Annotated in this window: 25 protein-coding genes; 4 read left to right on the top strand and 21 right to left on the bottom strand. The window is 69.1% G+C overall.

Annotation, left to right across the window (positions count from 1 at the left end; translation table 11 throughout):
• Positions 1–10 precede the first annotated feature (10 nt).
• From OHA68_RS23605 to OHA68_RS23530, 16 genes are all read right to left on the bottom strand, one after another.
• On the bottom strand, positions 11–1,546 hold the full coding sequence (locus tag OHA68_RS23605) for a YifB family Mg chelatase-like AAA ATPase (protein ID WP_327102192.1): 1,536 nt from the start codon (positions 1,544–1,546) through the stop codon (positions 11–13).
• Positions 1,547–1,900, bottom strand: a complete 354-nt coding sequence (locus tag OHA68_RS23600; protein WP_327102191.1) for a YraN family protein — start codon at positions 1,898–1,900, stop codon at positions 1,547–1,549.
• A 133-nt stretch (positions 1,901–2,033) separates the two neighbouring features.
• On the bottom strand, positions 2,034–2,357 hold the full coding sequence (locus OHA68_RS23595) for a DUF2469 domain-containing protein (RefSeq protein WP_026215037.1): 324 nt from the start codon (positions 2,355–2,357) through the stop codon (positions 2,034–2,036).
• 39 nt (positions 2,358–2,396) lie between these two features.
• On the bottom strand, positions 2,397–3,065 hold the full coding sequence (locus tag OHA68_RS23590; protein ID WP_189138258.1) for a ribonuclease HII: 669 nt from the start codon (positions 3,063–3,065) through the stop codon (positions 2,397–2,399).
• A gap of 52 nt (positions 3,066–3,117) precedes the next feature.
• Positions 3,118–3,729, bottom strand: a complete 612-nt coding sequence (gene lepB / locus OHA68_RS23585; RefSeq protein ID WP_225278264.1) for a signal peptidase I — start codon at positions 3,727–3,729, stop codon at positions 3,118–3,120.
• Positions 3,708–4,568, bottom strand: coding sequence for a signal peptidase I (gene lepB / locus OHA68_RS23580; protein WP_327102190.1), 861 nt, complete (start codon positions 4,566–4,568; stop codon positions 3,708–3,710). Before lepB (OHA68_RS23580) ends, lepB (OHA68_RS23585) begins: the two co-directional genes overlap by 22 nt.
• Before the next feature lie 143 nt (positions 4,569–4,711).
• Positions 4,712–5,074 (bottom strand): 50S ribosomal protein L19, encoded by a 363-nt coding sequence (gene rplS, locus OHA68_RS23575; RefSeq protein WP_189138260.1) that lies wholly within the window; start codon positions 5,072–5,074, stop codon positions 4,712–4,714.
• A gap of 140 nt (positions 5,075–5,214) precedes the next feature.
• Positions 5,215–5,994, bottom strand: coding sequence for a tRNA (guanosine(37)-N1)-methyltransferase TrmD (trmD, locus tag OHA68_RS23570; protein ID WP_327102189.1), 780 nt, complete (start codon positions 5,992–5,994; stop codon positions 5,215–5,217).
• A 5-nt stretch (positions 5,995–5,999) separates the two neighbouring features.
• On the bottom strand, positions 6,000–6,500 hold the full coding sequence (gene rimM / locus OHA68_RS23565; RefSeq protein ID WP_327102188.1) for a ribosome maturation factor RimM: 501 nt from the start codon (positions 6,498–6,500) through the stop codon (positions 6,000–6,002).
• A gap of 67 nt (positions 6,501–6,567) precedes the next feature.
• The gene (locus tag OHA68_RS23560; RefSeq protein ID WP_189138263.1) at positions 6,568–6,813 is read right to left on the bottom strand and encodes an RNA-binding protein; all 246 of its coding nucleotides are present in this window, start codon (positions 6,811–6,813) and stop codon (positions 6,568–6,570) included.
• 1 nt (position 6,814) lies between these two features.
• On the bottom strand, positions 6,815–7,315 hold the full coding sequence (rpsP, locus tag OHA68_RS23555) for a 30S ribosomal protein S16 (RefSeq protein ID WP_189138264.1): 501 nt from the start codon (positions 7,313–7,315) through the stop codon (positions 6,815–6,817).
• A gap of 196 nt (positions 7,316–7,511) precedes the next feature.
• Entirely contained in the window at positions 7,512–9,053 is a 1,542-nt protein-coding gene (gene ffh, locus OHA68_RS23550; RefSeq protein ID WP_189138265.1) for a signal recognition particle protein, read from the bottom strand.
• A 55-nt stretch (positions 9,054–9,108) separates the two neighbouring features.
• Complete coding sequence (locus OHA68_RS23545; RefSeq protein ID WP_189138266.1) at positions 9,109–9,723, bottom strand: GTP-binding protein; 615 nt, start codon at positions 9,721–9,723, stop codon at positions 9,109–9,111.
• Positions 9,677–10,000: a DUF742 domain-containing protein gene (locus OHA68_RS23540; protein WP_189138880.1), complete on the bottom strand. Its 324-nt coding sequence runs from the start codon at positions 9,998–10,000 to the stop codon at positions 9,677–9,679. Before OHA68_RS23540 ends, OHA68_RS23545 begins: the two co-directional genes overlap by 47 nt.
• Before the next feature lie 107 nt (positions 10,001–10,107).
• Positions 10,108–10,530, bottom strand: coding sequence for a roadblock/LC7 domain-containing protein (locus OHA68_RS23535; RefSeq protein WP_327102187.1), 423 nt, complete (start codon positions 10,528–10,530; stop codon positions 10,108–10,110).
• Complete coding sequence (locus OHA68_RS23530; RefSeq protein WP_327102186.1) at positions 10,527–13,292, bottom strand: sensor histidine kinase; 2,766 nt, start codon at positions 13,290–13,292, stop codon at positions 10,527–10,529. Before OHA68_RS23530 ends, OHA68_RS23535 begins: the two co-directional genes overlap by 4 nt.
• A 597-nt stretch (positions 13,293–13,889) precedes the next feature.
• On the opposite strand from OHA68_RS23530, the gene OHA68_RS23525 reads away from it, so the two are divergent.
• From OHA68_RS23525 to OHA68_RS23510, 4 genes are read left to right on the top strand one after another with little or no spacing between them, the layout of a single operon-like run.
• Entirely contained in the window at positions 13,890–14,762 is an 873-nt protein-coding gene (locus tag OHA68_RS23525) for an ABC transporter substrate-binding protein (protein WP_327102185.1), read from the top strand.
• On the top strand, positions 14,759–15,568 hold the full coding sequence (locus tag OHA68_RS23520; protein ID WP_327102184.1) for an ABC transporter permease: 810 nt from the start codon (positions 14,759–14,761) through the stop codon (positions 15,566–15,568). Before OHA68_RS23525 ends, OHA68_RS23520 begins: the two co-directional genes overlap by 4 nt.
• Positions 15,565–16,341: an ABC transporter permease gene (locus OHA68_RS23515; protein WP_327102183.1), complete on the top strand. Its 777-nt coding sequence runs from the start codon at positions 15,565–15,567 to the stop codon at positions 16,339–16,341. The genes OHA68_RS23520 and OHA68_RS23515 overlap by 4 nt, the downstream gene beginning before the upstream one ends.
• A gap of 14 nt (positions 16,342–16,355) precedes the next feature.
• Positions 16,356–17,804, top strand: coding sequence for a dihydroorotase (locus OHA68_RS23510; protein WP_327102182.1), 1,449 nt, complete (start codon positions 16,356–16,358; stop codon positions 17,802–17,804).
• Between the two features lie 39 nt (positions 17,805–17,843).
• Here the strand turns inward: OHA68_RS23510 and OHA68_RS23505 are convergent, their stop codons facing one another.
• The 5 genes from OHA68_RS23505 to OHA68_RS23485 form a co-directional block, all read right to left on the bottom strand.
• Entirely contained in the window at positions 17,844–18,653 is an 810-nt protein-coding gene (locus tag OHA68_RS23505) for a class I SAM-dependent methyltransferase (protein ID WP_327102181.1), read from the bottom strand.
• Between the two features lie 111 nt (positions 18,654–18,764).
• Complete coding sequence (locus OHA68_RS23500; protein ID WP_407674361.1) at positions 18,765–19,379, bottom strand: GTP-binding protein; 615 nt, start codon at positions 19,377–19,379, stop codon at positions 18,765–18,767.
• Positions 19,333–19,737 carry a DUF742 domain-containing protein gene (locus tag OHA68_RS23495; protein WP_372462240.1) on the bottom strand — a complete coding sequence of 135 codons (405 nt, stop codon included), beginning with the start codon at positions 19,735–19,737 and terminating at the stop codon, positions 19,333–19,335. The genes OHA68_RS23500 and OHA68_RS23495 overlap by 47 nt, the downstream gene beginning before the upstream one ends.
• Before the next feature lie 4 nt (positions 19,738–19,741).
• Positions 19,742–20,164, bottom strand: coding sequence for a roadblock/LC7 domain-containing protein (locus OHA68_RS23490; RefSeq protein WP_189138273.1), 423 nt, complete (start codon positions 20,162–20,164; stop codon positions 19,742–19,744).
• A complete protein-coding gene (locus OHA68_RS23485) occupies positions 20,161–22,965 on the bottom strand; it encodes a nitrate- and nitrite sensing domain-containing protein (RefSeq protein WP_327102179.1) in 2,805 nt (934 codons plus the stop codon). The genes OHA68_RS23490 and OHA68_RS23485 overlap by 4 nt, the downstream gene beginning before the upstream one ends.
• Between the last annotated feature and the right edge of the window lie 474 nt (positions 22,966–23,439).

Here is a 23,439-nt window from a genome sequence, read left to right as displayed (position 1 = left end):
GGCGGGTGGGTCATCCCGACATCCCCAGCCACAGGGCCAAGGCCGCCGATGTCTCTGCCTCGTCGGGGTGATCCTTGCCGGCCAGATCCGTCAAGGTCCAGGCCACTCGCACCACCCGGTCCAGCCCCCGGGTGCTCAGCGTGCCCGAGTCCAGGCAAGTGGTGATGGGCTTCATGGCAGCCTCGGACGGCCGGAAGCGGGTGTGCAGTGCCGAGGACGGGATCTCGGCGTTGGTCCGCCACGGGGTCCCGTCGAAGCGGGCGGCCGCTCGCTCGCGGGCCAGCAGGACCCGCGCGGCGACCGTCGCGCTCGTCTCGACGAACTGCCGGTCCGCCATCAGCTCACGCCGCGACGACCGCGCGACGGTGACCTTCATGTCGATGCGGTCGAGCAACGGTCCCGAGAGTCTGCCCAGGTAGCGGCGTCTGAGCGTGGGAGTGCACTGGCAGCCGCCGCTCTGGTCCTGGGGCTGGGCGCAGGGGCAGGGGTTGGCCGCGAGCACCAGGATGAACCTGGCCGGGAAGGTGACCGAGCCCGCCGACCTGGCCACCGTGACCTTGCCCGACTCCAGGGGCTGGCGCAGGGAGTCCAGCACGTGCCGGGGGAACTCCGGCGCCTCGTCCATGAACAGCACGCCCCGGTGGGCCAGGGAGACCGCGCCGGGGCGGACGACGGTGCTGCCGCCGCCGATGATCGCCGCCGCGGTCGCCGTGTGGTGCGGGCTGACGAAGGGGGGTCTGTCGATCGTGGGGCTGTCGGGTGGCAGCACCCCCGCCACGGAGTGGATGGCCGTCACTTCCAGCGCGTGGTCGAGATGGAGCCGCGGCAGGAGGGTGGGCAGGCGCTCCGCCAGGAGGGTCTTGCCCGTGCCGGGCGGGCCCAGCATCCAGAGGTTGTGGTTGCCCGCGGCGCAGACTTCCAGGGCGCGGCGGGCGACCGGCTGGCCGACCACGTCGGCCAGGTCCACGGTGGGGACGGCAGCGGAGCGGGGTGGGCTCGGGGCGTCCTGGACGGGGTACCGGGGCGGGTCGTCTCCTCTGCGCAGCCACTCCACGAGCTGGCGCAGGTCGGCGACCGGCACCACCTTCACGTCGGGGACCAGAGCCGCCTCCGCCGCGTTGGCGGCCGGGACCACCACGGTGACCTCCGGGTGCTCGGCGGCGCCCAGGACCGCGGGGAGCACGCCACGCACCGGCCTGAGGCGCCCGTCCAGGCCCAGCTCGCCGAGGAAGAACGGCCCGGCGACGCGCTCGGCGGGGACGAATCCGGCGGCGCCCAGGATGGCCACGGCGATGGCCAAGTCGAACTGACTGCCTCGCTTGGGCAGGCTGGCCGGGAACAGGCTCACCGTGATGCGGGCGTCCGGCCACGGGTAACGGCTGTTGACCACCGCCGACCTGACCCGCTCGCGGGCCTCGCTCAGGGCCGTGTCGGGCAGGCCGATGAGATGGATGCCCGCCATGCCGTTGCCCACATCGGCCTCGACCTCGACCGTGCGGCCGGTGACGCCGACCAGCGTGACGCTGCGGGTGCGTGCGACGGCCATCTAGCTCGCCCCCCGCACGTGCCGCAGGGAGAAGTCACCCGCGAAGCGTTCGAGCGCGATCACGTCGACCCGGACTCCGGCGAAGACGCGGGGCTGACCGGCGAGCCATCGGGCGGCCAGGACCCTCAGGCGGGCCACCTTGGCGGGTCGCACGGACTCCAGCGCCGTGCCGTGGGAGCTGCTCGACCGGGTCTTCACCTCGACGACCACCAGGCTGGGGCCGTCCTCGGCGATGATGTCTATCTCGCCGTAGCGGCAGCGCCAGTTACGCTCGATGATCGTCATGCCCTCGGCCTGCAGATAGGCCGCGGCGAGTTGCTCGCCGTGCCTGCCGAGTTCGTTCCTCGCGGCCATGTGCCACCTCCGGGCACTGACCTTCGCTCACTTCGACAAGATCATCGGCGGCCGAGCGTCATTCTGGGGATAACCGAAGCCGATCCCCCGGAGGCTGTGGACAAGACGGTCCGGCGCGAGCCAGACCGTCCAGCTAGCCCGAGAAGCCCTCCTTCGGCATCTCCAGGTCGGCCTTGGCCAGCTCTTCGACGTTGACATCCTTGAACGTAACGACTCGGACATTCTTCACAAAACGCGCGGGTCGGTACATATCCCAAACCCAGGCGTCCTGCATCTTCACGTCGAAGAACACGTCACCGTTCTCGGCGGTGCGTACGTCCAGGTCGACGGAGTTGGTGAGGTAGAAGCGCCGCTCCGTCTCCACGACGTAGGTGAACAAACCGACGACATCGCGGTATTCGCGGTAAAGCTGCAGCTCCATCTCGGTTTCGTATTTTTCGAGATCCTCTGCGCTCATCGCGGTCCTCCTGTCGTACCGGTCCCCCGGTGTGCCCGCTCAGGCAACCCCGGCCCCCATTTCATTCTCGCCCATCTGTCTGGCCACCGTAACGAAGGAGTAGCGGTGGTGCGCGCACGGGCCGTGCGTCTCCAGTGCCAGGCGATGCTGTCGCGTGATGTACCCCTTGTGATCGGCGAAACCGTACAGCGGAAAGTCGCCGTCCAGCGCGACCATCAGCCGGTCCCTCGTCACCTTGGCCACGATCGACGCGGCCGCCATGCAGGCGGCCACCTGATCCCCCTTCCACACTGCCAGCGACGGCGCCGGAAGGCCCGGCACCGGAAAGCCATCCGTGAGGATGTACCCAGGGTCACACGACAACCGCGCCACGGCTCGCCGCATTCCCGAGATGTTGCACTTGTGGAGTCCCGTGGCGTCGATCTCCTCGGCGGGAATGATGACGACGCCGACGTGGGCGGTGGCCATGATCTCGTCGTACAGTCGTTCGCGCACCGGCGGCGAGAGCAGCTTGGAGTCCGCGAGCCCGTCGATCCGCCTGCGCAGGATGACGGCCGCGACGACCAGCGGACCGGCGCAGGCCCCGCGCCCGGCCTCGTCCACGCCCGCGATGGGCGTCAGGCCGCGGCGGGCCAGCGCCCGCTCGTAAGCGTAGAGTCCGGAATCGCGGCGAACGACGCTCGGTCGAGGGCGGAACGCAACTGTCATGACACAGGAAGCGTACGCCCCAAACGCCGCAAACCGCGACCGGAAGTGCTCGCTACTCGACCTTGGCGAAACTCTCGGGCTTGGTGAAGATCAAGCCCCGTGACAGCGGCCAGTAGCGCACCACCGCCGTGCCGACGACCGCGTCCACCCCGATGAACCCGCCGCCCGGCTCCTCCATGTGGCTGCGCGCGTCGGCCGAGGAGCTGCGGTGGTCTCCCATCAGCCAGAGCTTGCCCGGCGGCACCGTGACGTTGAAGTCATCACCTGAGGGGAAGTCACGCGGGTAGAGATAGGACGACTCGTCGAGCGGCTTGCCGTTGATCGTGATGCGCTTGTCGTCGTCACAGCAGACGACCTTGTCACCGCCGACGCCGATCACCCGCTTGATGGTGTCCTCGCCGTTCCAGCCCTTGAACACCACGATGTCACCCCGCTCGGGCGGCCCCGCGAGCTTGTTGACGAACACCCGGTCGTTGACCTTGAGGGTGTTCTCCATCGACTCCGAGGGGATCCAGAAGGAGCCGACCACGAAAGCCTGCAGCAGCAGCGCGATCCCCACGCCCATCAGCAGCATGATGATCGTCTCGCGGATGCCGCCCTTTTTCTTCTTCTCCACGCCCTGCGCCTTCTTGGTGACGGCCATCAACGCCTTGCCCTGACCCACCGCCGCCGGATCACCAGCACCGGCGCGGCCAGCGCGAACCCGGCGACCAGCGGAACCGACCCGCCGAGCGCCTGCAGGGCCGGCTGGGCGAACGTGTCGGGGATGGGGATCGAGGTGGCCCGCGCGAAGGGCCAGACGATCACGAAGGCCCGCCCGATGACCTGGCTCACGGGGATGGACCCGCCCCCGGGGTCGCCCGTGTGGGAGCGCGAGTCCAGCGAGACCTGGCGGTGGTCGCCCATCACCCACAGGCGGTTGGGCGGCACCGTGATGTCGAAGTTCTCCCCGGACGGCAGGTTGCCCGGATAGAGGTAGCTCGTCTCGTCGATCGGCACGCCGTTGACCGTGATGCGATGGGCCGAGTCACAGCACTTGACGTGGTCGCCGCCGACGCCGATGACCCGCTTGATGTAGTCCTTCTCACCGGGGACCACGCCGAACGCGGTGCCCACCCAGCGGAAGAAGCCCGCGACGGGGTTGGCCGGCTCTTCGACCTGGAACTCGCCGTCCCAGGAGTCGACGCCGGAGAAGACGACCACATCGCCGCGCTCGATGTCGCGCGTGTGGTAGACCAGCTTGTTTACCAGCACCCGGTCGTTGGTCAGGAGAGTGTTCTCCATCGACTCGGAGGGAATGTAGAAGGCCTGGATGACGAAGGTCTTGATGATCAACGCCAGCGCGAGCGCCACAACGACCAGGACGGGGAGCTCTTTCCAGAACGACCCCTTCTTCTCTTTCTTCCCGTCTTCTGCCGGCTTCTGAGCCTCTTCGGCGACCACGTCCACCTCGTCCTCGACAGGGCGGCGCGCCGCGCCGTGCTCCTGGCCCTCGCTAGTCATTGTTGACGAGCCTAGATGATGCGCAGGCCCGACAAGCCTCGACCGACGTTACAGCGGGCATGAGTCGCTCCGCATAAAGGAAACGACCCTGCAAAAGCCGAATGGCCCGCACGCCAGGCGGGCCATCCGGAAGAACATTCGCGTTACTTGGCGGGCGTGGCGTCACGCTTCTCGCGAATGCGAGCGGCCTTGCCGCGCAGGTCGCGCATGTAGTAAAGCTTGGCGCGGCGCACGTCGCCTCGGGTCACGAGCACGATCTTCTCGATGACCGGGCTGTGCACCGGGAAGGTCCGCTCGACGCCGACGCTGTAGCTGACCTTACGGACGGTGAAGGTCTCGCGGGCGCCACTGCCCTGGCGGCGCAGCACGAATCCCTTGAAGACCTGGACACGCGAGCGGTTGCCTTCGACCACTCGTACGTGAACCTCGAGCGTGTCGCCGGGCCGGAAGTCCGGCACGTCGCTACGCAGGGTCGACTTCTCGAGCTCCTGGATCTTCGTGTGCATGAGAGCTTTTCCTCAAGTCTCGTGAGCACGCGGAGGTCCACCCGGCCTGAAGCTCGCGGCGGACACGCCTGCTGATCTGATGAATCCCGGGAGCGTTTCCCCGGGCATGACGGACCAACCACATGACGGTTGGCAACGCTTCAGTGTGCCATATCTTCCGGCGGGAGGCGAAACGCGAGCTCTTCCAGCAGCCGGCGGTCGTGCTTGTCGAGGGTCTCGGGGTCGAGCGCCGCCGCCAGCTCCGGCCTGTTGGCGAGAGTACGGCGCAGCGCCTGGTCACGCCGCCACCTGGCGACCTTCCCGTGATGTCCGGACAGCAGCACGGCGGGCACCTCGTGGCCCCGCCAGACGGGCGGCTTGGTGTAGACGGGCCCTTCGAGGAGGTTGCGCATGGCGCCGGGGGCGAAGGAGTCGTCGACGGCCGAGTGCGCGTTGCCGAGCACGCCCGGCAGCAGCCTGCCGATGGCCTCCGCCATCACCAGCACCGCCACCTCGCCACCGGCCAGCACGTAGTCGCCGATGCTCACCTCGTCGACCCGCAGCCGCGCGCCGTACTCGGCCATGACCCGTGAGTCGATGCCCTCGTAGCGGCCGCACGCGAACAGCAGCCACGGCTCGGCGGCCAGCTCCTGGGCGAGCTCCTGGGTGAACGGCCTGCCGCTGGGGGTGGGGACGATCATCCGCGGGGAGCCGTCGCCGATCACCGTGTCGAGGGCCTCGCCCCACACCTCGGGCTTCATCACCATGCCGGGTCCGCCGCCGTAAGGGGTGTCGTCGACGGTCTTGTGCACGTCGTGCGCCCATTCGCGCAACTGGTGCACCCGCACGTCGAGGATGCCGCGCTCGCGGGCCTTGCCCATCAGCGAGACGTCCAGCGGGGCGAAGTACTCGGGGAAGATCGAGATGATGTCGAGCCGCATCGCGCTCACAGCAGCCCTTCGGGCGGGTCGACCACCAGCCTGCCGTGCGCCACGTCCACCTCCGGCACGAGCGCCTTGACGAACGGGACGAGCGCGTCGTCCTGGCCGTCGCGGCGGATGACGAGGAGGTCCTGCCCGTGGTGGAGCACGTCGGTGACCTCGCCGACGGGCTCGCCCGCGACGGTGACGACCTTGAGCCCGATGAGCTCGTGGTCGTGGAACTCGTCGGGGTCGTCGGAGGGCGCCACCTCGGCGGAGTCGATGACCAGCATCGTGCCGCGCAGCGCGTCGGCGGCGTCGCGGCCGGCCACGCCCGCGAGGCTGAGCAGCAGCACCCCGTTGTGCCAGCGGCGGCCCTCGATGACGAGCGGCCCTCTGTTCGGGGGGTCCGTGGCGATCGACCCGCCGACGGGCAGGCGCAGCTCGGGATCGTCGGTGCGCACTTCCACCGTGACCTCACCGCGCACACCGTGTGGGCGGCCGATCCGGCCGACGACCAACTGCACGTGAACCTCGCCTCTCTAACGCAAGCGCCCCCATCGGGTGAACCGATGAGGGCGCGCGAACCTGACGCTAACGGACTGCTTCGTCCAGATCGAGCAGATCGACCCGTACGTACTTCCCGTCGGCCAGGGCATTCACGACTGTGCGCAGCGCCTTGGCGGTGCGCCCGCCGCGACCGATGACCTTACCCAGGTCCTCGGGGTGCACCCGGACCTCCAGGACGCGACCGCTGCGGATGCGGCGAGCGCGGACCTGGACATCGTCTGGATGTTCGACGATGCCTCTAACGAGGTGCTCGAGAGCCTCCTCGAGCACGTCAGGCCTCGCCCTCGGCCTCGGCCTTGGGCTCGGCGACGGTCTCGGCGGCAGCCGCGGCGGGGGCCTCGGCCGGAGCCTCGGCGGGTGCCGCCGGGGCGACCTCTTCCTTCTTCTTGGCCTTCTTCGGCGTCGTAGCAGCCGTGCCGGTGTCGCCACCGGACAGCGTCTCCTTGGCCGCGGCCTCGTAGAGGGCGTGACGGTCGGGAGCGGGCGCCGGCATCTTCATCGGCTCCGGGGCGGGCTCGCCCTTGTACTTCTGCCAGTCACCGGTGATCTTGAGCAGCTTGAGCACCGGCTCGGTCGGCTGCGCGCCGACGCTCAGCCAGTAGGCCGCACGGTCGCCGTCGATCTCGATGCGCGACGGGTCCTGCTTCGGGTGGTACAGGCCGATCTCTTCGATCGCCCGGCCGTCACGCTTGGTGCGGCTGTCGGCGACGACGATGCGGTACTGAGCGTTGCGGATCATGCCGAGCCGCTTGAGCTTGATCTTGACTGCCACGGGTGTGGTCTCTCCTGCATTCGAGCGCGGGTGAGCGGTGTCTCATCGAGTGGGGCACGACAAGGGTCCCGCTCCAGGGACAGGCGCGACCGGCGGGAGGTGAGAGGGCACCCACCTGGTCGCGATGTTCCAACATGTCATTGTGCCAGATGTACGGCACTGCCTTCGACTTCCCACCTGACTGGGTGGGCAAAGGTTACTTCTGGCCCGGGAGCCGCAGCTTGGACGGGTCGAAGCCGGGCGGCAACTCCATGCCCGGGGGCAGCTTGCCGCCGAGATTGCCCAGCACGCCGCCCTGCTTGGGCTCGGCGGGAGCCTCCGGCTCCGGCTTGCCGAGGGCGGCCTTGCGCGGGTCACCGCTCACCCGGCGCCCCTTCTTCGCCTTCTTCTGCGCCTTGCCCTTGCCCTTGCCGCCGGGCATGCCGGGGATCCCCATGCCGCCCGCCATCCGCTTCATCATCTTCTGGGCTTCGAAGAAGCGGGTGACGAGGTTGCTGACCGCGGTGACGGTCACGCCCGAGCCACCGGCGATGCGGGCCCGGCGCGAGCCGTTGATGATCTTCGGGTCCTGGCGTTCGGCCGGGGTCATCGAGCGGATGATGGCCGCGATGCGGTCCAGGTCACGGTCGTCGATGGAGTCGAGCTGATCGCGCATCTGCCCCATGCCGGGCATCATGCCGAGCAGGTTCTTGATCGGGCCCATCTTCTGGACCATCATCATCTGCTCGAGGAAGTCCTCAAGGGTGAAGCTCTCGCCCGAGGTCAGCTTGCCCGCCATCTTGGCGGCCTGGTCCTCGTCGAACGTCTTCTGGGCCTGCTCGATCAGGGTGAGGATGTCACCCATGTCGAGGATGCGGGAGGCCATCCGGTCCGGGTGGAAGGCGTCGAAGTCCTCGAGCTTCTCACCGGTGGAGGCGAACATGATCGGCCGGCCGGTGATGTGCCGGACCGACAGGGCCGCGCCGCCGCGGGCGTCGCCGTCGAGCTTCGTCAGGACGACGCCGTCGAAGCCGACGCCTTCCATGAACGCCTGGGCCGTGGTGACGGCGTCCTGGCCGATCATGGCGTCGACCACGAACAGGACCTCGTCCGGCGAGACCGCGTCGCGGATGTCGGCGGCCTGCCGCATCATCTCCTGGTCGATGCCGAGGCGGCCCGCGGTGTCGATGATGACGATGTCGTACTGCTGACGCCTGGCCTCGTCGATCGACCGGCGGGCGACGCCGACCGGGTCGCCGACGCCGTTGCCCGGCTCGGGGGCGTAGACGGCGACCTGCGCGCGCTCGCCCACGACCTGGAGCTGCTGGACCGCGTTGGGGCGCTGGAGGTCGGCGGCCACGAGCATCGGCACATGCCCCTGCTCGCGCAGCCACTTGGCGAGCTTGCCCGCCAGCGTGGTCTTACCGGCGCCCTGGAGGCCGGCGAGCATGATGACGCTCGGCGGCGTCTTGGCGTAGCGGAGCCTGCGGGTCTCGCCGCCGAGGATCTCGATGAGCTCCTCGTTGACGATCTTGACGACCTGCTGGGCCGGGTTGAGCGCCTGGGAGACCTCGGCGCCGCGGGCGCGCTCCTTGACCTGGGCGACGAACGCCTTGACCACCGGCAGCGCGACATCGGCCTCCAGCAGCGCGATGCGGATCTCGCGGGTGGTGGCGTCGATGTCGGCGTCGGACAGCCGCCCCTTGGAACGGAGGGAGGAGAAGACCGATGTCAGCCGGTCGGAAAGCGTCTCGAACACGTGGTAGGCCAGTCCTCGAAGCGAATGTGGGTCTGCGGTCAGCCTATCCGCTTCGTCAGCCGTTCCAGCCTGGCACGGCCATCCGAACGGAAAGGGCATGCTCGACCAGGTTGATCAGAGCGCTTTTGACCGAGTCCTTGGAGCGGGCGTCCAGGCGGATGAGCGGGATGTGCGGGGCGAGGGTGAGCGCGTCGCGGACCTCCGAGTCGCTGTGCTCGTACTCCCCGTCCCAGCCGTTCAGACCGACCACGAAGGGCAGTTGCGCCTCCTCGAAGTAGTCGATGGCCGGGAAGCTGTCGGCCAGGCGGCGGGTGTCGACCAGCACCACGGCGCCGATGGCGCCGCGTACGAGGTCGTCCCACATGAACCAGAACCGGTGCTGACCCGGCGTCCCGAACAGATACAGGATCAGATCACGGTCCAGCGACACCCGGCCGAAGTCCATCGCCACCGTGGTCGTCGACTTCAAAGGGGTCATGCCGAGGTCGTCGATCCCGGCCGAGGCATCCGTCATCACCGCCTCGGTCGTCAACGGCATGATCTCCGACACCGCACCGACGAACGTCGTCTTGCCCACCCCGAAGCCACCGGCCACCACGATCTTCGTCGAGGTGAGCCCGGGACTAGAGCCTGCGTAGTCCACTGAGCACCCTTTCGAGCAAGTTGACATCTGGCTTGCCGTCGTCCAGCTGCGGCTGGTGCACGCGCAACAGGCCCTCCGCCGCCATGTCGGCGATGAGCACGCGTGCCACGCCGAGCGGCATCCGCAGCAGCGCGGAGACCTCGGCCACCGAGCGGACCTGCCGGCAGAGCTGGCTGATCGCCTGATATTCCGGCGTGATGTGGGAGAACTCCCTGTGCTCGGCCGTGGCCGAGGACACCAGCGCCTCCATCGCGAACTTCACCCGCGGCGCCGTCCGCCCCCCGGTCACCGCGTACGGACGCACCGGCGAGGCCGGGTCCGAGGTGCGCGGGGGTGCGGGCTCCCAGCCACCGCTGTTCCAGCCGTTACTGTTCCAGCCGCCACTGTTCCATCTGGGATCGGTCACTCACATCACCTGGTCTGAGTGGCACGCAGCTCCGCGCGCACCGCCGGGGTGAGCACCTGACCGGCACGGTCCACCATCAAGGTCATCTGATAAGCCACCAACCCCATGTCGCAGTCGGGCGCGGCCAGCACCGCCAGGCAGGAGCCGTCGCTGACGGACATGATCAGCATAAGCCCATGCTGCATCTCCACCATCGTCTGGTTGACCACGCCGCCTTCGAACACCCTGGCCGCCCCTTGGGTGAGGCTCACCAGCCCGGAAGCGATGGCGGCCAGTTGGTCGGCCCGGTCAGGCGGGAAACCCGACGAGGCGGCGAGCGGCAGGCCGTCGGACGAGACGACGACGGCGTGGGCGACACCTGGCACCGTGCCGACGAAGTCGGTGATCAACCAGTCGACTCCGCGAGCCCCGTGGCTCAGATCGTTCATGCGCCCTCCTCCCTGTTCTCGTGGTTCCGCTGCTGACCAGGCTGAGGAGCCCGGCCGCCACTGATGTCGTCACGCGCGGCCCGGAAACCCTGCTGGAAGCTGGACAGGCGGCTGCGTACCCGATCAGGTGAGATCGCCGGCATCGGCGCGACCCCCTTGGGCGCCGACGCGGTGTCGGCCGAGCCCGGCACGAGGTTGGCCTTGGGCACCCGCTTGGGCAGGCCCGAGGCCGTCGCGCCGTCACGGACCGGCTCCGCCGCGGCCTGGGCCGCGCTCCAGCCGGCGTCGGCCTTGGCCGTCCCCCAGGCCGCGTCGGAACCGCCCTGGTCGAACCAGGCGGACTCCACCGAGGCGAAGATCGGCAGGAACTCGTCGCCGGCGGACGGCGGCGGGCCGGACGCCGAGACCACCGGCATGGGCCCGGTGGCCGCCGACTCGGTCTCGGGGAAGTCGTACGGCGAGCGCTGCGGACCGGCGTTCACCCGGTCGTCGAAACCGCGGCCGGGCAGCGGCGCGTCCGAGGGGCGCTTGGGCAGCGGGTTGCCCTCGCTGGACCAGGAGCCCGGGACCCGGGAAGGGATCCAGACGTCGTCGGTGTCGAACCCGCCGGTGCTGCGCGGCCCGGACTGCCAGGCCTGCCCCGCCCCGGCCGACGGCCACTGGGGTGCCGACGGCCAGGAGCCGCTCGGGTCCGCGTTGGAGGGATAGGAGGGGTGACCCGGTCCGGGCTCGTAGCCGCCGCTCTGCCACTGGGGGGCCATCTGCTGCGAGGGAGACGCGTAGGCCTCCGCCCGCCCGCGGTCCATCGCGGTCGCGGGGCTGTCCATGGCCGTCTGCGCGCCGAGCAGGCTCTCCGGCACCAGGACCATCGCGGTGAGCCCGCCGGTCCCCTGGGTGCGGAGCTGTACGCGGATGCCGTGCCGGTGCGCCAGCCTGGCGACCACGAACAGGCCCATCCGCCGCGACACCGACACGTCCACGGCCGGCGCGTCGGTCAGCCGCTCGTTGGCCTGGTTGAGCTCCTCGGCGGTCATGCCGATGCCGGAGTCGGTGACGGACAGCATCACGCCGCCGCCGTCGATCCGGCTGCCCGACATAGTCACCCGGGTCTCGCGGGGGGAGAACGACAGGGCGTTCTCCACCAGCTCGGCCAGCAGGTGGATGAAGTCGTTGACGGCCTGACCGGCCACGGAGACGCCGTCGGGCACCTGGAGCAGGACGCGCTCGTAGTTCTCCACCTCCGACAGGGAGGCGCGGGCCACGTCGATGAGCTTGACCGGCTGGCTCCAGCGGCGCGGCGGGTCCTGGCCGGCGAGGACCAGGAGGTTCTCGCTGTTGCGGCGCATGCGGGTGGCGAGGTGGTCGAGCTTGAACAGGTTCGCCAGCCGGTGCTCGTCCTGCTCGCCCTGCTCAAGGCCGTCGATCAGGGTGATCTGCCGTTCCACCAGCGTCTGACTGCGGCGGGACAGGTTCACGAACATCGCGTTGACGTTGGTACGCAGGCGGGACTCCTCGCCCGCCAGGCGGACCGCCTCGCGGTGCACCTCGTCGAAGGCCCGCGCGACTTCCCCGATCTCGTCGTTGGAGGCGACGCCGATGGGCTGCACCTGGACGGTGGCCCCGGCGGCGGCGTCGGCCTCGCGCAGCTGGCGCACGGTGTCGGGCAGGCGGCGCCCGGCGATGAACAGGGCCTCCCTGCGCAGTCGGCGCAGCGGGCCGCTCAGCGAGCGCGCCATGACCACGGTGACCAGCAGCACCAGCAGGAGCAGGGCGAGGATCGCGCCGGCCACGATGGCGGCGCTCTGCTGCTCGGCGCCTTCCAGGGCACGGCTGCGCAGCACGATGGCCTCGGCCGCCTGCTGCTCGACCTTGCGCATCCCGTCGACGGTCTCACTGATGGCGTTGTACCAGTTCTCGCCATTACGGGTGAGTCCGAGGTTGCGGTCTCTCAGGGGCAGCGCGGCGTCCTGAAGGACCAGGGCGCGGGCGGAGAGGACCTCGGCGCGGTCGACGGCCTGGCCGCTGACGGTGTCGTCGTACAGCTGGCGGAGGCCGAGGGAGACCTGCGCTCTGAAGGTGGCGAGCTCGCTGTTGCGCTGGGCGCGCGCGGCGATGAAGGCGTCGAGTTCGTCCTTGCCGAATCTGCCGGTGGCCAGCGCTCCCACCAGCAGCGCACGCTGGGTGGACACGTACTGCTTGGCTCTGGCCAGGGCCGCGAAGCCGGAGACGCCCGCCGACAGCTCCTTGTCGACCGCACCCAGGTCGATCTTGCTGTTCAGCGAGAGCAGCTCCGAGATGAACCGGTCGTAGAGCTTGATGACCGAGTTCCCGTCGAGCTGCGAGTCGATCGCGGTCGTCCGCGAGGTGGCGAGCTCGTTGAGGCGGTTCTTGATGCTCAGGGCCTCGGCCGCGTGCGGGCCGTCCGCGACCTCAAGGTCCTCGACACCACCCCTGACGGCGATGACGAGCTTGTCGACGCGCTCGTACTGGGCGGTCACGTCCTCCGGACGGCCGCCTCTGCGTCCCTGGGCGACGTACTGGGCGCTGAGGTCGCGCTCCACCTCCACCTCGTGGGCGAGGGCGGTCAGCTGGCTCGCCAGGACGGCGACCACGTTGACCTGCGCGTACTCGCCGGCGGTGGCGATCGAGGTGGTCACCCGCAGGCCGCCGAACACGAGGGCCGCGAGGGTGGGGATGACGACCAGGACCAGCAGCTTGGAACGGACTCGCCAGTTGCGCAGAGAGAAGCGAGAGCCCGTCATGCGCTTGCCGGCTTTCGCACCGCCCGGAGCCTGTGGCCCATGGGACACCTGTCGGGGAGCCTCGCCTGCTAAGCCCTGATCCCCGCCCGCAGCGCGGGTAGCAGTCTTCACTTGCCTCCGCAACCTCTCTCAGATGGTCTGGTGCACGAAGATCATGTCACGCAGGAGTCAGCCGTGACCACATCGCACCCTTGGGGCGAGAGCAATTGGAGCACATCAACAGGAGATCGGCCAATGCCGCAAGGGTCACAATCAGTACGCAACGCGGCACTTTGCCCAGATCATCACACCTGTCACACTCCTTCGAATCAACAGAACTGCTGACAAATAAGTCGGACAAACGTCATAAACCCTCTGATATATGCATATATCGAATTAAGTTCTGATGTTTCGGCTGCGGAGAGATGCGATGCCTGCGCTAGGGTGCCACCGTCGCTGATCACTCCCCGTTCGCATCACCCCCCGATTCAAAGGAGATCCGCAATGCGGTTCGGTGCATTAGGGCGTACTGCCCTGGTTGGACTTGTGGCCACCCTCGTCGCCACAGGGTGCTCCGGTTCGACCGGCCAGTCAGCAAGCCCCGGCGCCTCCTCCGACATGAAGGCCGACCTGCTGATTGGCCAGTATCCCGGCGCCGACTCGGCCCCGCTGTTCATCGCCATGGAGCGCGGCTTCTTCAAGGAGGAGGGCCTCAACGTCAAGCAGGAGGCCATCCAGGCTCCCCAGGCCGTCCTGGGCAAGCTCTCCAACGGCACGATGGACGTCGTCCTCGGCAGCTACGCCACCATCCTGACGATCCAGGAAGCGGGCACCGAGAAGTTCAAGTACATCGCCGACTCCTACCAGGGTGCCGCGGGCGCCTTCGGCGTGATGGTCAAGAAGGGCTCGACCGTCAAGCAGGTCTCCGACCTCAAGGGCAAGAAGATCGGCGTCAACGCCCTGAAGGGCCTGGGCGTGCTCACCATGAACCCGCACATGAAGATCGCCGGGCTCGACCCGACGAAGGACATCACGTACGTCGAGGTGCCGACGACCAACTGGCTCTCCTCCCTGGACAAGGGTGACGTGGACGCGGTCTGGATGACCGACCCGTACGTCAGCCAGGCCAAGAAGGAGCTCGGCGCCACCATGCTCCTGGACACGATGTCCGGTCCGACCGACGGTCTGCCGATCACCGGCTGGGCGGCCACCGAGAAGTGGGTGGCGGAGAACCCCAAGACGCTGGCCGCTTTCCAGCGGGCCATGGCGAAGGCGCAGAACATCGCGGCCACGGACCGCGCCGCGGTGACGAAGATCCTGCCGACCTTCACCAAGATCCCGGCTGAGACCGCTTCGACGATCAACCTCGGCAACTACCCGACCACGCTGAGCGCCCAGCGCATCCAGCGGGTGGCGGACCTCATGCTCGAGGCGGACATGCTGAAGCAGAAGCTGGACGTCAACTCCATGATCTATTCCGCTCAGGGATGATGACCGCAGACTCTCCCGCGAGGCGCGGCCGTGGCCCGCTCACCCGTGCCAACCTGGTGAAGTTCTCCCGCCACGCCACCGGCGTGGCGGGTTTTCTGCTTGCCTGGCAGCTCATCGGCGTCTCGGGCCTGGTCAAGTGGCTGCCGCCGGCCGCGGACACACTGTCGAGGACGGTGGCGCTCGCCGTCGATCCCGTGTTCCTGGAGAACCTGCGGGCCACGCTCACCGCCTGCGCCATCGGCCTGCCGCTCGCCGTCCTGGTCGCCGTGCCCATCGGCCTGCTACTGGGAACGGTCCCGGCGGTGGAGGAGACGACCCGGGTGTTCGTGGAGTTCCTCCGGCCGATCCCCTCGGTGGCGCTGATCCCGCTGGCGCTGTTCTTCTTCACGCCGGAGATCAACGCCAAGGTCGCTCTCATCGTCTTCGCCTCGTCCTGGCCCATCCTGATCAACACCCTCTACGGCGTACGGGACGTGGACCCGCTGGCCAAGGAGACGCTGCGCGCGTTCGGCTTCGGGCCGGGCGCGGTGATCTGGCGGGTGTCCCTGCCGAGCGCGGCGCCCTTCATCGCGACAGGAGTGCGGCTCGCCGCCTCCATCACGCTCATCCTGGCGATCAGCGTGGAGTACATCGTCGGCGGCGCGAGCGGCATCGGCAGCTTTCTCATCCAGGCGAGCACGGGCATCGGCGCCGACGCGATGATCGACGTGATCGCCGCCCTCCTGTGGGCCGGCGCGATCGGGCTCGTCGTCAACACCCTCCTCGTGCGCGCCGAACGACGTCTGTACAGGTGGCAACTGCCATGATCCGTACGTTGATCAAGCGGCTGTGGCTGGTCCCCGTCGTCCTGGGCGGCTGGGAACTGCTCGCCCGATCACTCGGCAACCCCTATCTCCCCACGCCGTCCGTGATCCTCGCCCGGATGTACGAGATGTGGTTCTCCGGGCCCTACATCCTCACCGAAGAGGCCGTCGACCATTTCTTCCCCAGTCTGATCAGGGTCACCGGGTCCTGGTGCCTGGCCGTGATCGTGGGTGTGGCGCTCGGCGTGGCGCTCGGCCGGACCTCCTGGCTGGCCGACTACTTCGAGCCACTGATCGAGTTCGGCCGGGCGGTGCCGCCGCCCGCCATGCTGCCGGTCTTTCTCGTGCTCTTCCAGATGGGCACGCAGGTGCAGGTCGCGACCATCGTCTTCGGCATCGTCTGGCCCATCCTGCTCAACTCGATCGACGGCGCGCGCAACCTCGACCATCTGAAGCTCGAGACCGCCACCGTCTTCGGCGTGCCCGCTCATCTGCGGCTCACCCGGATCATCCTGCCCGCGGCCGCGCCGAAGATCTTCGCCGGTCTGCGCCTGAGCGTGTCGCTGGCGCTGATCCTGATGGTCATCTCCGAGCTCAAGGGCAGCACCGAAGGCATCGGCTACCTGCTCAACCTGGCCAGCAACAACGCCGACATGCCGGCCATCTGGGCCGGCGTCCTGCTGCTCGGCGTGCTGGGCTTCACCTTCAACACCTTGTTCCTCATGGTGGAGCGGCGGGTGCTGGCCTGGCACCGCGCCGCGCGCCGTATCGCTTAGGAGAGACCGTCCCCGTGTCCGAGCTGCTGCTGAAGAACGTCCGGGTCGTCACGCACGACCAGGACGAGCCCATGAACGCGGACATCGCCATCGCGGACGGCCGCATCGTCCAGGTGGGGCCCGGACTGTCCGGCGCGGGCGACGTGATCGACGGGCGCGGCAAGCTGGCCTTCCCCGGGGTCGTGGACGCCCATCAGCATTGGGGCATCTACCGGCCGCTGTCCGAGGACGCCGGGTCGGAGAGCAGGGCCGCCGCCCAGGGTGGCGTGACGACCGCGCTGACGTACATGCGGACCGGGCAGTATTACCTCAACAGGGGCGGCTCCTACGCCGACTTCTTCCCGGAGGTGCTCAAGCAGGCCGAGGGCCGGGCCTACATCGACTACGCCTTCCACCTGGCGCCCATGTCGAGCGGGCACATCGACGAGCTGCCCGACCTGATCGAGCGGTTCGGCGTCCCGTCGTTCAAGATCTTCATGTTCTACGGCGGGCACGGGCTGCACGGCCGGTCCGACGACCAGCGGGCGTTCCTCATGCTGCCCGAGGGCGAGCGCTACGACTACGCGCACTTCGAGTTCGTGATGCGCGGGGTGCAGGCGGCCAGGGAGCGGCTGCCCGAGCTGGCGGACGAGATCTCGCTGTCACTGCACTGCGAGACGGCCGAGATCATGACCGCGTACACCAAGCTCGTCGAGGAGGCCGGTGACCTGAGCGGACTGGCCGCCTACAGCGCCTCCCGCCCGCAGCACTCGGAAGGGCTGGCCGTCTTCGTCGCCTCCTACCTCGCGCACGAGACGGGGCTGGCCAACATCAATCTGCTGCACCTGTCCTCGCGCAAGGCCCTGGACGCCGCCGTCCGGATGGCGGCGACGTTCCCGCACATCGACTTCCGGCGCGAGGTCACGATCGGTCACCTGCTGGCCGACGTCAACACGGCCAGCGGCATCGGCGGCAAGGTGAACCCGCCGATCAGACCGCGCGAGGACGTCGAGGCGCTGTGGGAGTACGTCCTCGACGGCACGGTGGACTGGGTGGTCAGCGACCACGCCTGCTGCCGTGACGAGCTCAAGTTCGGCGACCCGCGCGACGACGTCTTCGCGGCCAAGGCCGGGTTCGGCGGCGCCGAGTACCTGCTGCCCGGCCTGATCACCGAAGGCCGCCGCAGGGGCCTGCCGTACGGCCGGATCGCCGCGCTGACCTCCTACAACCCTGCCAAGAGGTACGGCCTGCGCGGCAAGGGGGCGATCGCCCCGGGCTTCGACGCGGACATCTGCCTGGTCGACCCCGCGAGCACCTGGACGGTGCGCGCGCAGGACTCGGAGTCGGCGCAGGAGTACACCCCGTTCGAGGGGTTCGAGCTGACCGCCAAGGTGACGGACACGTTCGTCCGCGGCAACCACGTGCTGGACGCCGGCAAGATCATGGACCGCAGGGTGGGCCGATACCTGTCCCGACCGGCCTGAACCAGCCCGCCTGAACCGGGCGGCCGGAACCGGGCGTCGTCAGCCGCGCGACCCGGTGACATAGCGCACGGTACGGGCCAGGACGTAGCGGTCCTGGGTCAGTGCCGACTCCAGGGCCGCCCTGGCCTCGGCGCGCAGGGACGGCGGGATGCTCTCCAGTGCGGCCCTGCGGGCGGCCGACCAGAGCCAGTCCCACACCTGCCCGGCCTCGATGACCACCTCGAACACCACGTCCGCGCATCGGACCCCGCTCAGCCCGCCCCCTTCGAGCAGCCCGGTCAGGTCCTCGGGCGTGCTCAGCCGGTGCTGGAAGGGAGCGCCGCCCGCGCCCGGGGCGTACGGCTCCAGCGCCCGCTCCACCAGCGCGAGCAGTTCGGTCTCGGCCGGGCTCGACCGGACCAGCAGGCTGGCCGCCAGCCGCCCGCCGGGCCGCAGCAACCCGGCCATCGACCGGACCGCGGCGGGCGGGTCGGGCAGGAAGTACAGCATCATCCCCGCGAGCACGACGTCGAAGCGCTCACCGGGCAGCAACTCCTCCGCCCGCTCCGCGTCGCCCAGCAGGGCGATCGCCTGGGTCAGGCCGTGGCGCTCGATCTCGGCGGTGGCTGCGGCCACCATCCCGGGTGCCAGATCCAGCCCGACCACCCGGCCGGTGGGACCGACGGCCAGCGCCGCCGGCACGAGCGAGGCGCCGGTCCCGCAACCGGCGTCCAGGACCCGGTCACCGGCCTCGGGCGCGGCCCGGCGTACCAACTCGGCGGCGACCGGCGCGAAGAACGGCACGCCGACCCGCTCGTAGGTGCCGGACGCGCGATCGAACACGCCGGCCATGTACTGCTTGGCATCCATCGGGTTTCCTCACCGTCAGCGGGCACACGACCCGGCGCGACTCCGCCGGTCCGATGATCAGTGATCTTGAGCCTGTCACGGATGAGGACGATCATCAAGGGGCGGGCGCGGTCAGCCGCTCCAGCCGGGGACGGCGGTACGGACGGTCAGCGCATGCTCCACCAGGTGGATCAGCGCGCTCTTCACCGACTCCTTCGAGCGTGCGTCGAGCCGGATGAGCGGGATGTGCGCCGCCAGCGAGAGCGCGTCCCGCACCTCGGCGTCACTGTGGGCGTAGTTGCCGTCCCAGCCGTTGATGCCCACCACGAAGGGCAGTTGCGCCTCCTCGAAGTAGTCGATGGCCGGGAAGCTGTCGGCCAGACGGCGGGTGTCGACCAGCACCACCGCGCCGATCGCACCCCGCACCAGGTCGTCCCACATGAACCAGAACCGGTGCTGACCCGGCGTCCCGAACAGATACAGGATCAGATCACGGTCCAGCGACACCCGGCCGAAGTCCATCGCCACCGTGGTCGTCGACTTCAAAGGGGTCATACCGAGGTCGTCGATCCCGGCCGAGGCATCCGTCATCACCGCCTCGGTCGTCAACGGCATGATCTCCGACACCGCACCGACGAACGTCGTCTTGCCCACCCCGAAGCCACCGGCCACCACGATCTTCGTCGAGGTGAGCCCGGGACTAGAGCCTGCGTAGTCCACTGAGCACCCTTTCCAGCAAGTTGACATCCGGCCTGCCCGCGTCTTCCAACGCGGGCTGGTGCACGCGCACGAGCCCTTCGGCCGCCATGTCCGCGATCAACACCCGAACCACACCCAAGGGAATGCGCAGCAGCGCCGACACCTCGGCCACCGAGCGGACCTGCCGGCAGAGCTGGCTGATCGCCTGATATTCCGGCGTGATGTGGGAGAACTCCCTGTGCTCGGCCGTGGCCGAGGACACCAGCGCCTCCATCGCGAGTTTCACCCGCGGCGCCGTCCGCCCCCCGGTCACCGCGTACGGACGCACCGGCGAGGCCGGGTCAGCCTGTAACCGCGGCTGGGACTCGGGCTCCCAGCCGCCGCTGTTCCACCGTGGATCCGTCACCACATCACCTAGTCTGGCTCGCGCGCAGCTCCGCACGGACCGCCGGTGTCAACACCTGACCGGCTCGATCCACCATCAGCGTCATCTGGTACGCCACCAATCCCATATCACAATCGGGGGCGGCTAAAACCGCTAAGCACGAACCATCTGAAACCGACATGATGAGCATCAGGCCCCGGTGCATCTCGACGATCGTCTGGTTGACCACACCCCCCTCGAACACCCGCGCCGCGCCCTGGGTGAGCGACACGAGCCCGGACGCGATGGCCGCCAGCTGATCCGCCCGATCGGCGGGGAATCCCGACGAGGCCGCCAGCGGCAGCCCGTCGGACGACACGACCACCGCGTGCGCCACCCCGGGCACCGTGCTGACGAAGTCGGTGATCAGCCAGTCGACACCACGCGCCGCATGGCTCAGCTCGTTCATATGTTCTCCTCCGGATCGTCTCCGCCGTCCACCGCCCGCATCGGGCCGCCGAAGCCTGACCCGGTGGCGCGCCCGCCGTTGATGTCCTCGCGCGCCGCGCGGAAGCCCTGCTGGAAGTTGGACAGCCGCGAACGCACCCGGTCAGGGGACACCGCGGGCACCGGTGAGACACCGCGTGGAGCGTTGACCGTCTCCGCCGAGCCCGGCACCAGGTTCGCCTTCGGCACCCGCTTGGGCAGTCCGGCGGCCGTCGCCGCGCCGCGCACCGGCTCGACCGCGGCCTTGGCCGCCGACCAGCCCTCGTCCGCCTTCTCCGAGCTCCAGACGGCGCTGCTTCCCCCGCGTTCGAACCAGGCGGATTCGACCGCCGCGAAAATCGGCAGGTAGTCGTCTCCGCCGGCTTTCAGGACCGGGTCGGTCGTCGCGCCCTGCTCGATCTCGGGGAAGTCGTACCTGGGGCGTTGCGGCGGGTCGATCCGCTCACCCTGGACCCAGCTCGGGGGCGGGCCGGCTGCGGGCCGCCTGGGCAACTGGTCGCCGTTCCAGCCGGGCTCGCGCGGCGGCATCCAGACGTCGGCGGAGTCGAAGCCGCCGGTGTTGGGCCCGATGTTCGGCCCGATGCCGGGGCCGATGCCGGCACCGGGTCCGCGCGTGTCCGCGGGCCAGCCGCTGCCGTTGTTGCTCCCGCCGCCGCCACCGCTGCTCGGTGGCCAGGGCGGCGCGGGCCAGCCGGGGCCGTCGGGGTTGGACGGGTAGGACGGGTGCGCCGGACCCATCTGGTACGGTCCCGCCCCGAACTCCGGCATGGGAGGAGCCGCGTGCGGTCCCACGTACGGCTGCTCCTCGCGAGGACCGCCGCCGGAGGCGCCCGCGAGCGCGGCCGGCTGGGCCAGCAGCGACTCGGGCAGGAGCACCATCGCGGTCAGCCCGCCCGAGCCGTGCGGTCGCAGCTGCACCCTGATGCCGTGCCGGTGCGCCAGCCTGGCGACCACGAACAGGCCCATCCGCCGCGACACCGACACGTCCACGCTCGGCGCGTCGGTCAGCCGCTCGTTGGCCTGGTTGAGCTCCTCGATGGTCATGCCGATGCCGGAGTCGGTGATCGACAGCATCACGCCGCCGCCGTCGATCCGGCTCCCGGACACCGTCACCCGGGTCTCCCTCGGCGAGAATGACAGCGCGTTCTCCACCAGCTCGGCCAGCAGGTGGATGATGTCGTTGACGGCCTGCCCCGCGATCGAGACGCCGTCGGGCACCTGGAGCACCACGCGCTCGTAGTTCTCCACCTCCGACAGGGAGGCGCGGGCCACGTCCACGAGCTTGACCGGCTGGCTCCACCGGCGCGGCGGGTCCTGACCGGCCAGGACCAGCAGGTTCTCGCTGTTGCGGCGCATACGGGTGGCCAGGTGGTCCAGCTTGAACAGGTTGCCGAGCCGCTGCTCGTCCTGCTCCCCCTGCTCCAGCCCGTCGATCAGGGTGATCTGCCGCTCCACCAGCGTCTGACTGCGGCGCGACAGGTTCACGAACATCGCGTTGACGTTGCTGCGCAGCCGGGACTCCTCGCCCGCCAGGCGGACCGCCTCACGGTGCACCTCGTCGAAGGCCCGCGCCACCTCCCCGATCTCGTCGTGCGTGGTCACGCTGATCGGCACCACCGGACCGGCCACGCCGTCCGCGCTCTCGCGCAGCTTGCGCACGGTCTGCGGCAGGCGCTGGCCCGCCACCTCCAGAGCCTCGCGGCGCAGCTTGCGCAGCGGCCTGATCAGCGAGCGGGCGATGAGCGCGATGATGGCGAGCACCACGACCAGCAGGATGAGGATGAGCACGCCGGAGACGAGGGCGGCGGTGTTGGCGCCGTTCTCCAGAGCGCGGGCGCGCAGGATGACCGCCGCGGCCAGCCCTTTCTCCACGTCGCGCATCGCGTCGATCTTGCCCGTGCTCACGTCGAACCAGGTGGACACGTCCTTGACCGGTCTGGCGCCGATGCTCAGCGGCTTGCTCTCCGACGACTGGGCGATGGCCCGCAGCCGGAACAGGTCGGTCTGGTCGACGTCCCGGCCGACCACGCTGTTGCGGTAGAGCTCCAGCTGCTCCTGGGAAGCGAGGGTGGCGAAGAGGGTCTGCTCGCTCTCCTCACGGGCCTTGGCTGCGGTGAAGGAGTCGAGCTCGCCGGCGTCGAACCCCTTCTTGTCCAGGGCACTGGCCAGGATGCCGCGCTGTCTGGAAGCCTGCTCCTTGGCGCGCGAGATCGCCGCCCCGGCGCCCGCGCCACGGGACACCTGGTCGTCGACCGCGACCTCGCCGACCTGGTCGTGGAACTGGAGCAGGGCGGCGATGATCTGGGAATACTTGGAGATCGTCGGCAGTGGCTGGATCTTGCCCTTGACCGCGGTCTCGCGCAGCGTGGTGACCTCTTCCAGGCGTCGCAGCACCGAGCGCACCGAGGCCTCGTGGCTGCCGGCGAGCACGGCGGCCCGCTGCTTGGCCGCCAGGACCAGGTCGTCGACCCCGTCGTAGGTGTTGCGCAGTTGCGGCTCGCTGGCCGGAGGCCGGCCCTGCGCGATGTAGAGAGCGGTCTGGTCGCGTTCGAAGGCCAGCTCATGGCTGACCGCGCCGAGAGCTTCGCTGAACTCGGCGACCTCTCGCAGCGTCTGGTAGGTGTCGGCGTCCCGGAGCGAGGTGAACACGCTCAGACCGCCTAACGCCACGGCCACCGCCGTGGGTACGACGATCAGCGCGACGAGTCGCGATCGAACGTGCCAGTTTCCCAGCCCGAATCTTCTCGTAGAAGGCTTGGGCACCCGGCGCTTCTGGTGGCCGTGCGCCTCGCGGTCAGCGGTAGCTCCAGCGTTTTGCTTAGTCACTGCCTTCGCAACCTCTCGCCCCAGAGGGGAAATCTCGATCACCATGCTTGCTCGTCGCATGCGGGGCTCTGTGTACTATCGAGATGAGGGCCATTTGAGCATACGACGATGACCGGGATCAAACATCAGGAAATGTCACACTGTGCATATCCCTATTTGTCGCACATGACAAGGCCGATCCGCCACGTCGAATAGCGAAACGGACTGTGTCTGTCGCAGCTCGCATGAGCCGATCTTCGACTCGCCCCACCGGCACCTGCTTCCCCGGGCGTCACCTCCTTCCCCTGAGGGCACGAACGCGCCATATTAGGCGAAAGCACGAAGACTGTTTACTGGTCGGGTCAATCCTTACGATATAGCGCCAAACTGGCGATGCAACCACAAGTGTTATTTTCCCGATGATGGCGCATC

This window comes from Nonomuraea glycinis (assembly GCF_035920485.1).
Taxonomy (GTDB): Bacteria; Actinomycetota; Actinomycetes; order Streptosporangiales; family Streptosporangiaceae; genus Nonomuraea; species Nonomuraea glycinis.
This window is presented reverse-complemented; position numbering and strand designations above follow the sequence as displayed.

Bases quoted from the DNA above. Each gene is read 5' to 3' on its own strand.
- OHA68_RS23605 (WP_327102192.1), bottom strand. From the start codon at position 1,546: ATGGCCGTCGCACGCACCCGCAGCGTCACGCTGGTCGGCGTCACCGGC.
- OHA68_RS23600 (WP_327102191.1), bottom strand. From the start codon at position 1,900: ATGGCCGCGAGGAACGAACTCGGCAGGCACGGCGAGCAACTCGCCGCG.
- OHA68_RS23595 (WP_026215037.1), bottom strand. From the start codon at position 2,357: ATGAGCGCAGAGGATCTCGAAAAATACGAAACCGAGATGGAGCTGCAG.
- OHA68_RS23590 (WP_189138258.1), bottom strand. From the start codon at position 3,065: ATGACAGTTGCGTTCCGCCCTCGACCGAGCGTCGTTCGCCGCGATTCC.
- lepB (WP_327102190.1), bottom strand. From the start codon at position 4,568: ATGACTAGCGAGGGCCAGGAGCACGGCGCGGCGCGCCGCCCTGTCGAG.
- rplS (WP_189138260.1), bottom strand. From the start codon at position 5,074: ATGCACACGAAGATCCAGGAGCTCGAGAAGTCGACCCTGCGTAGCGAC.
- trmD (WP_327102189.1), bottom strand. From the start codon at position 5,994: ATGCGGCTCGACATCATCTCGATCTTCCCCGAGTACTTCGCCCCGCTG.
- OHA68_RS23545 (WP_189138266.1), bottom strand. From the start codon at position 9,723: ATGTCAACTTGCTCGAAAGGGTGCTCAGTGGACTACGCAGGCTCTAGT.
- OHA68_RS23535 (WP_327102187.1), bottom strand. From the start codon at position 10,530: ATGAACGATCTGAGCCACGGGGCTCGCGGAGTCGACTGGTTGATCACC.
- OHA68_RS23530 (WP_327102186.1), bottom strand. From the start codon at position 13,292: ATGACGGGCTCTCGCTTCTCTCTGCGCAACTGGCGAGTCCGTTCCAAG.
- OHA68_RS23525 (WP_327102185.1), top strand. From the start codon at position 13,890: ATGAAGGCCGACCTGCTGATTGGCCAGTATCCCGGCGCCGACTCGGCC.
- OHA68_RS23520 (WP_327102184.1), top strand. From the start codon at position 14,759: ATGATGACCGCAGACTCTCCCGCGAGGCGCGGCCGTGGCCCGCTCACC.
- OHA68_RS23515 (WP_327102183.1), top strand. From the start codon at position 15,565: ATGATCCGTACGTTGATCAAGCGGCTGTGGCTGGTCCCCGTCGTCCTG.
- OHA68_RS23505 (WP_327102181.1), bottom strand. From the start codon at position 18,653: ATGGATGCCAAGCAGTACATGGCCGGCGTGTTCGATCGCGCGTCCGGC.
- OHA68_RS23500 (WP_407674361.1), bottom strand. From the start codon at position 19,379: ATGTCAACTTGCTGGAAAGGGTGCTCAGTGGACTACGCAGGCTCTAGT.
- OHA68_RS23490 (WP_189138273.1), bottom strand. From the start codon at position 20,164: ATGAACGAGCTGAGCCATGCGGCGCGTGGTGTCGACTGGCTGATCACC.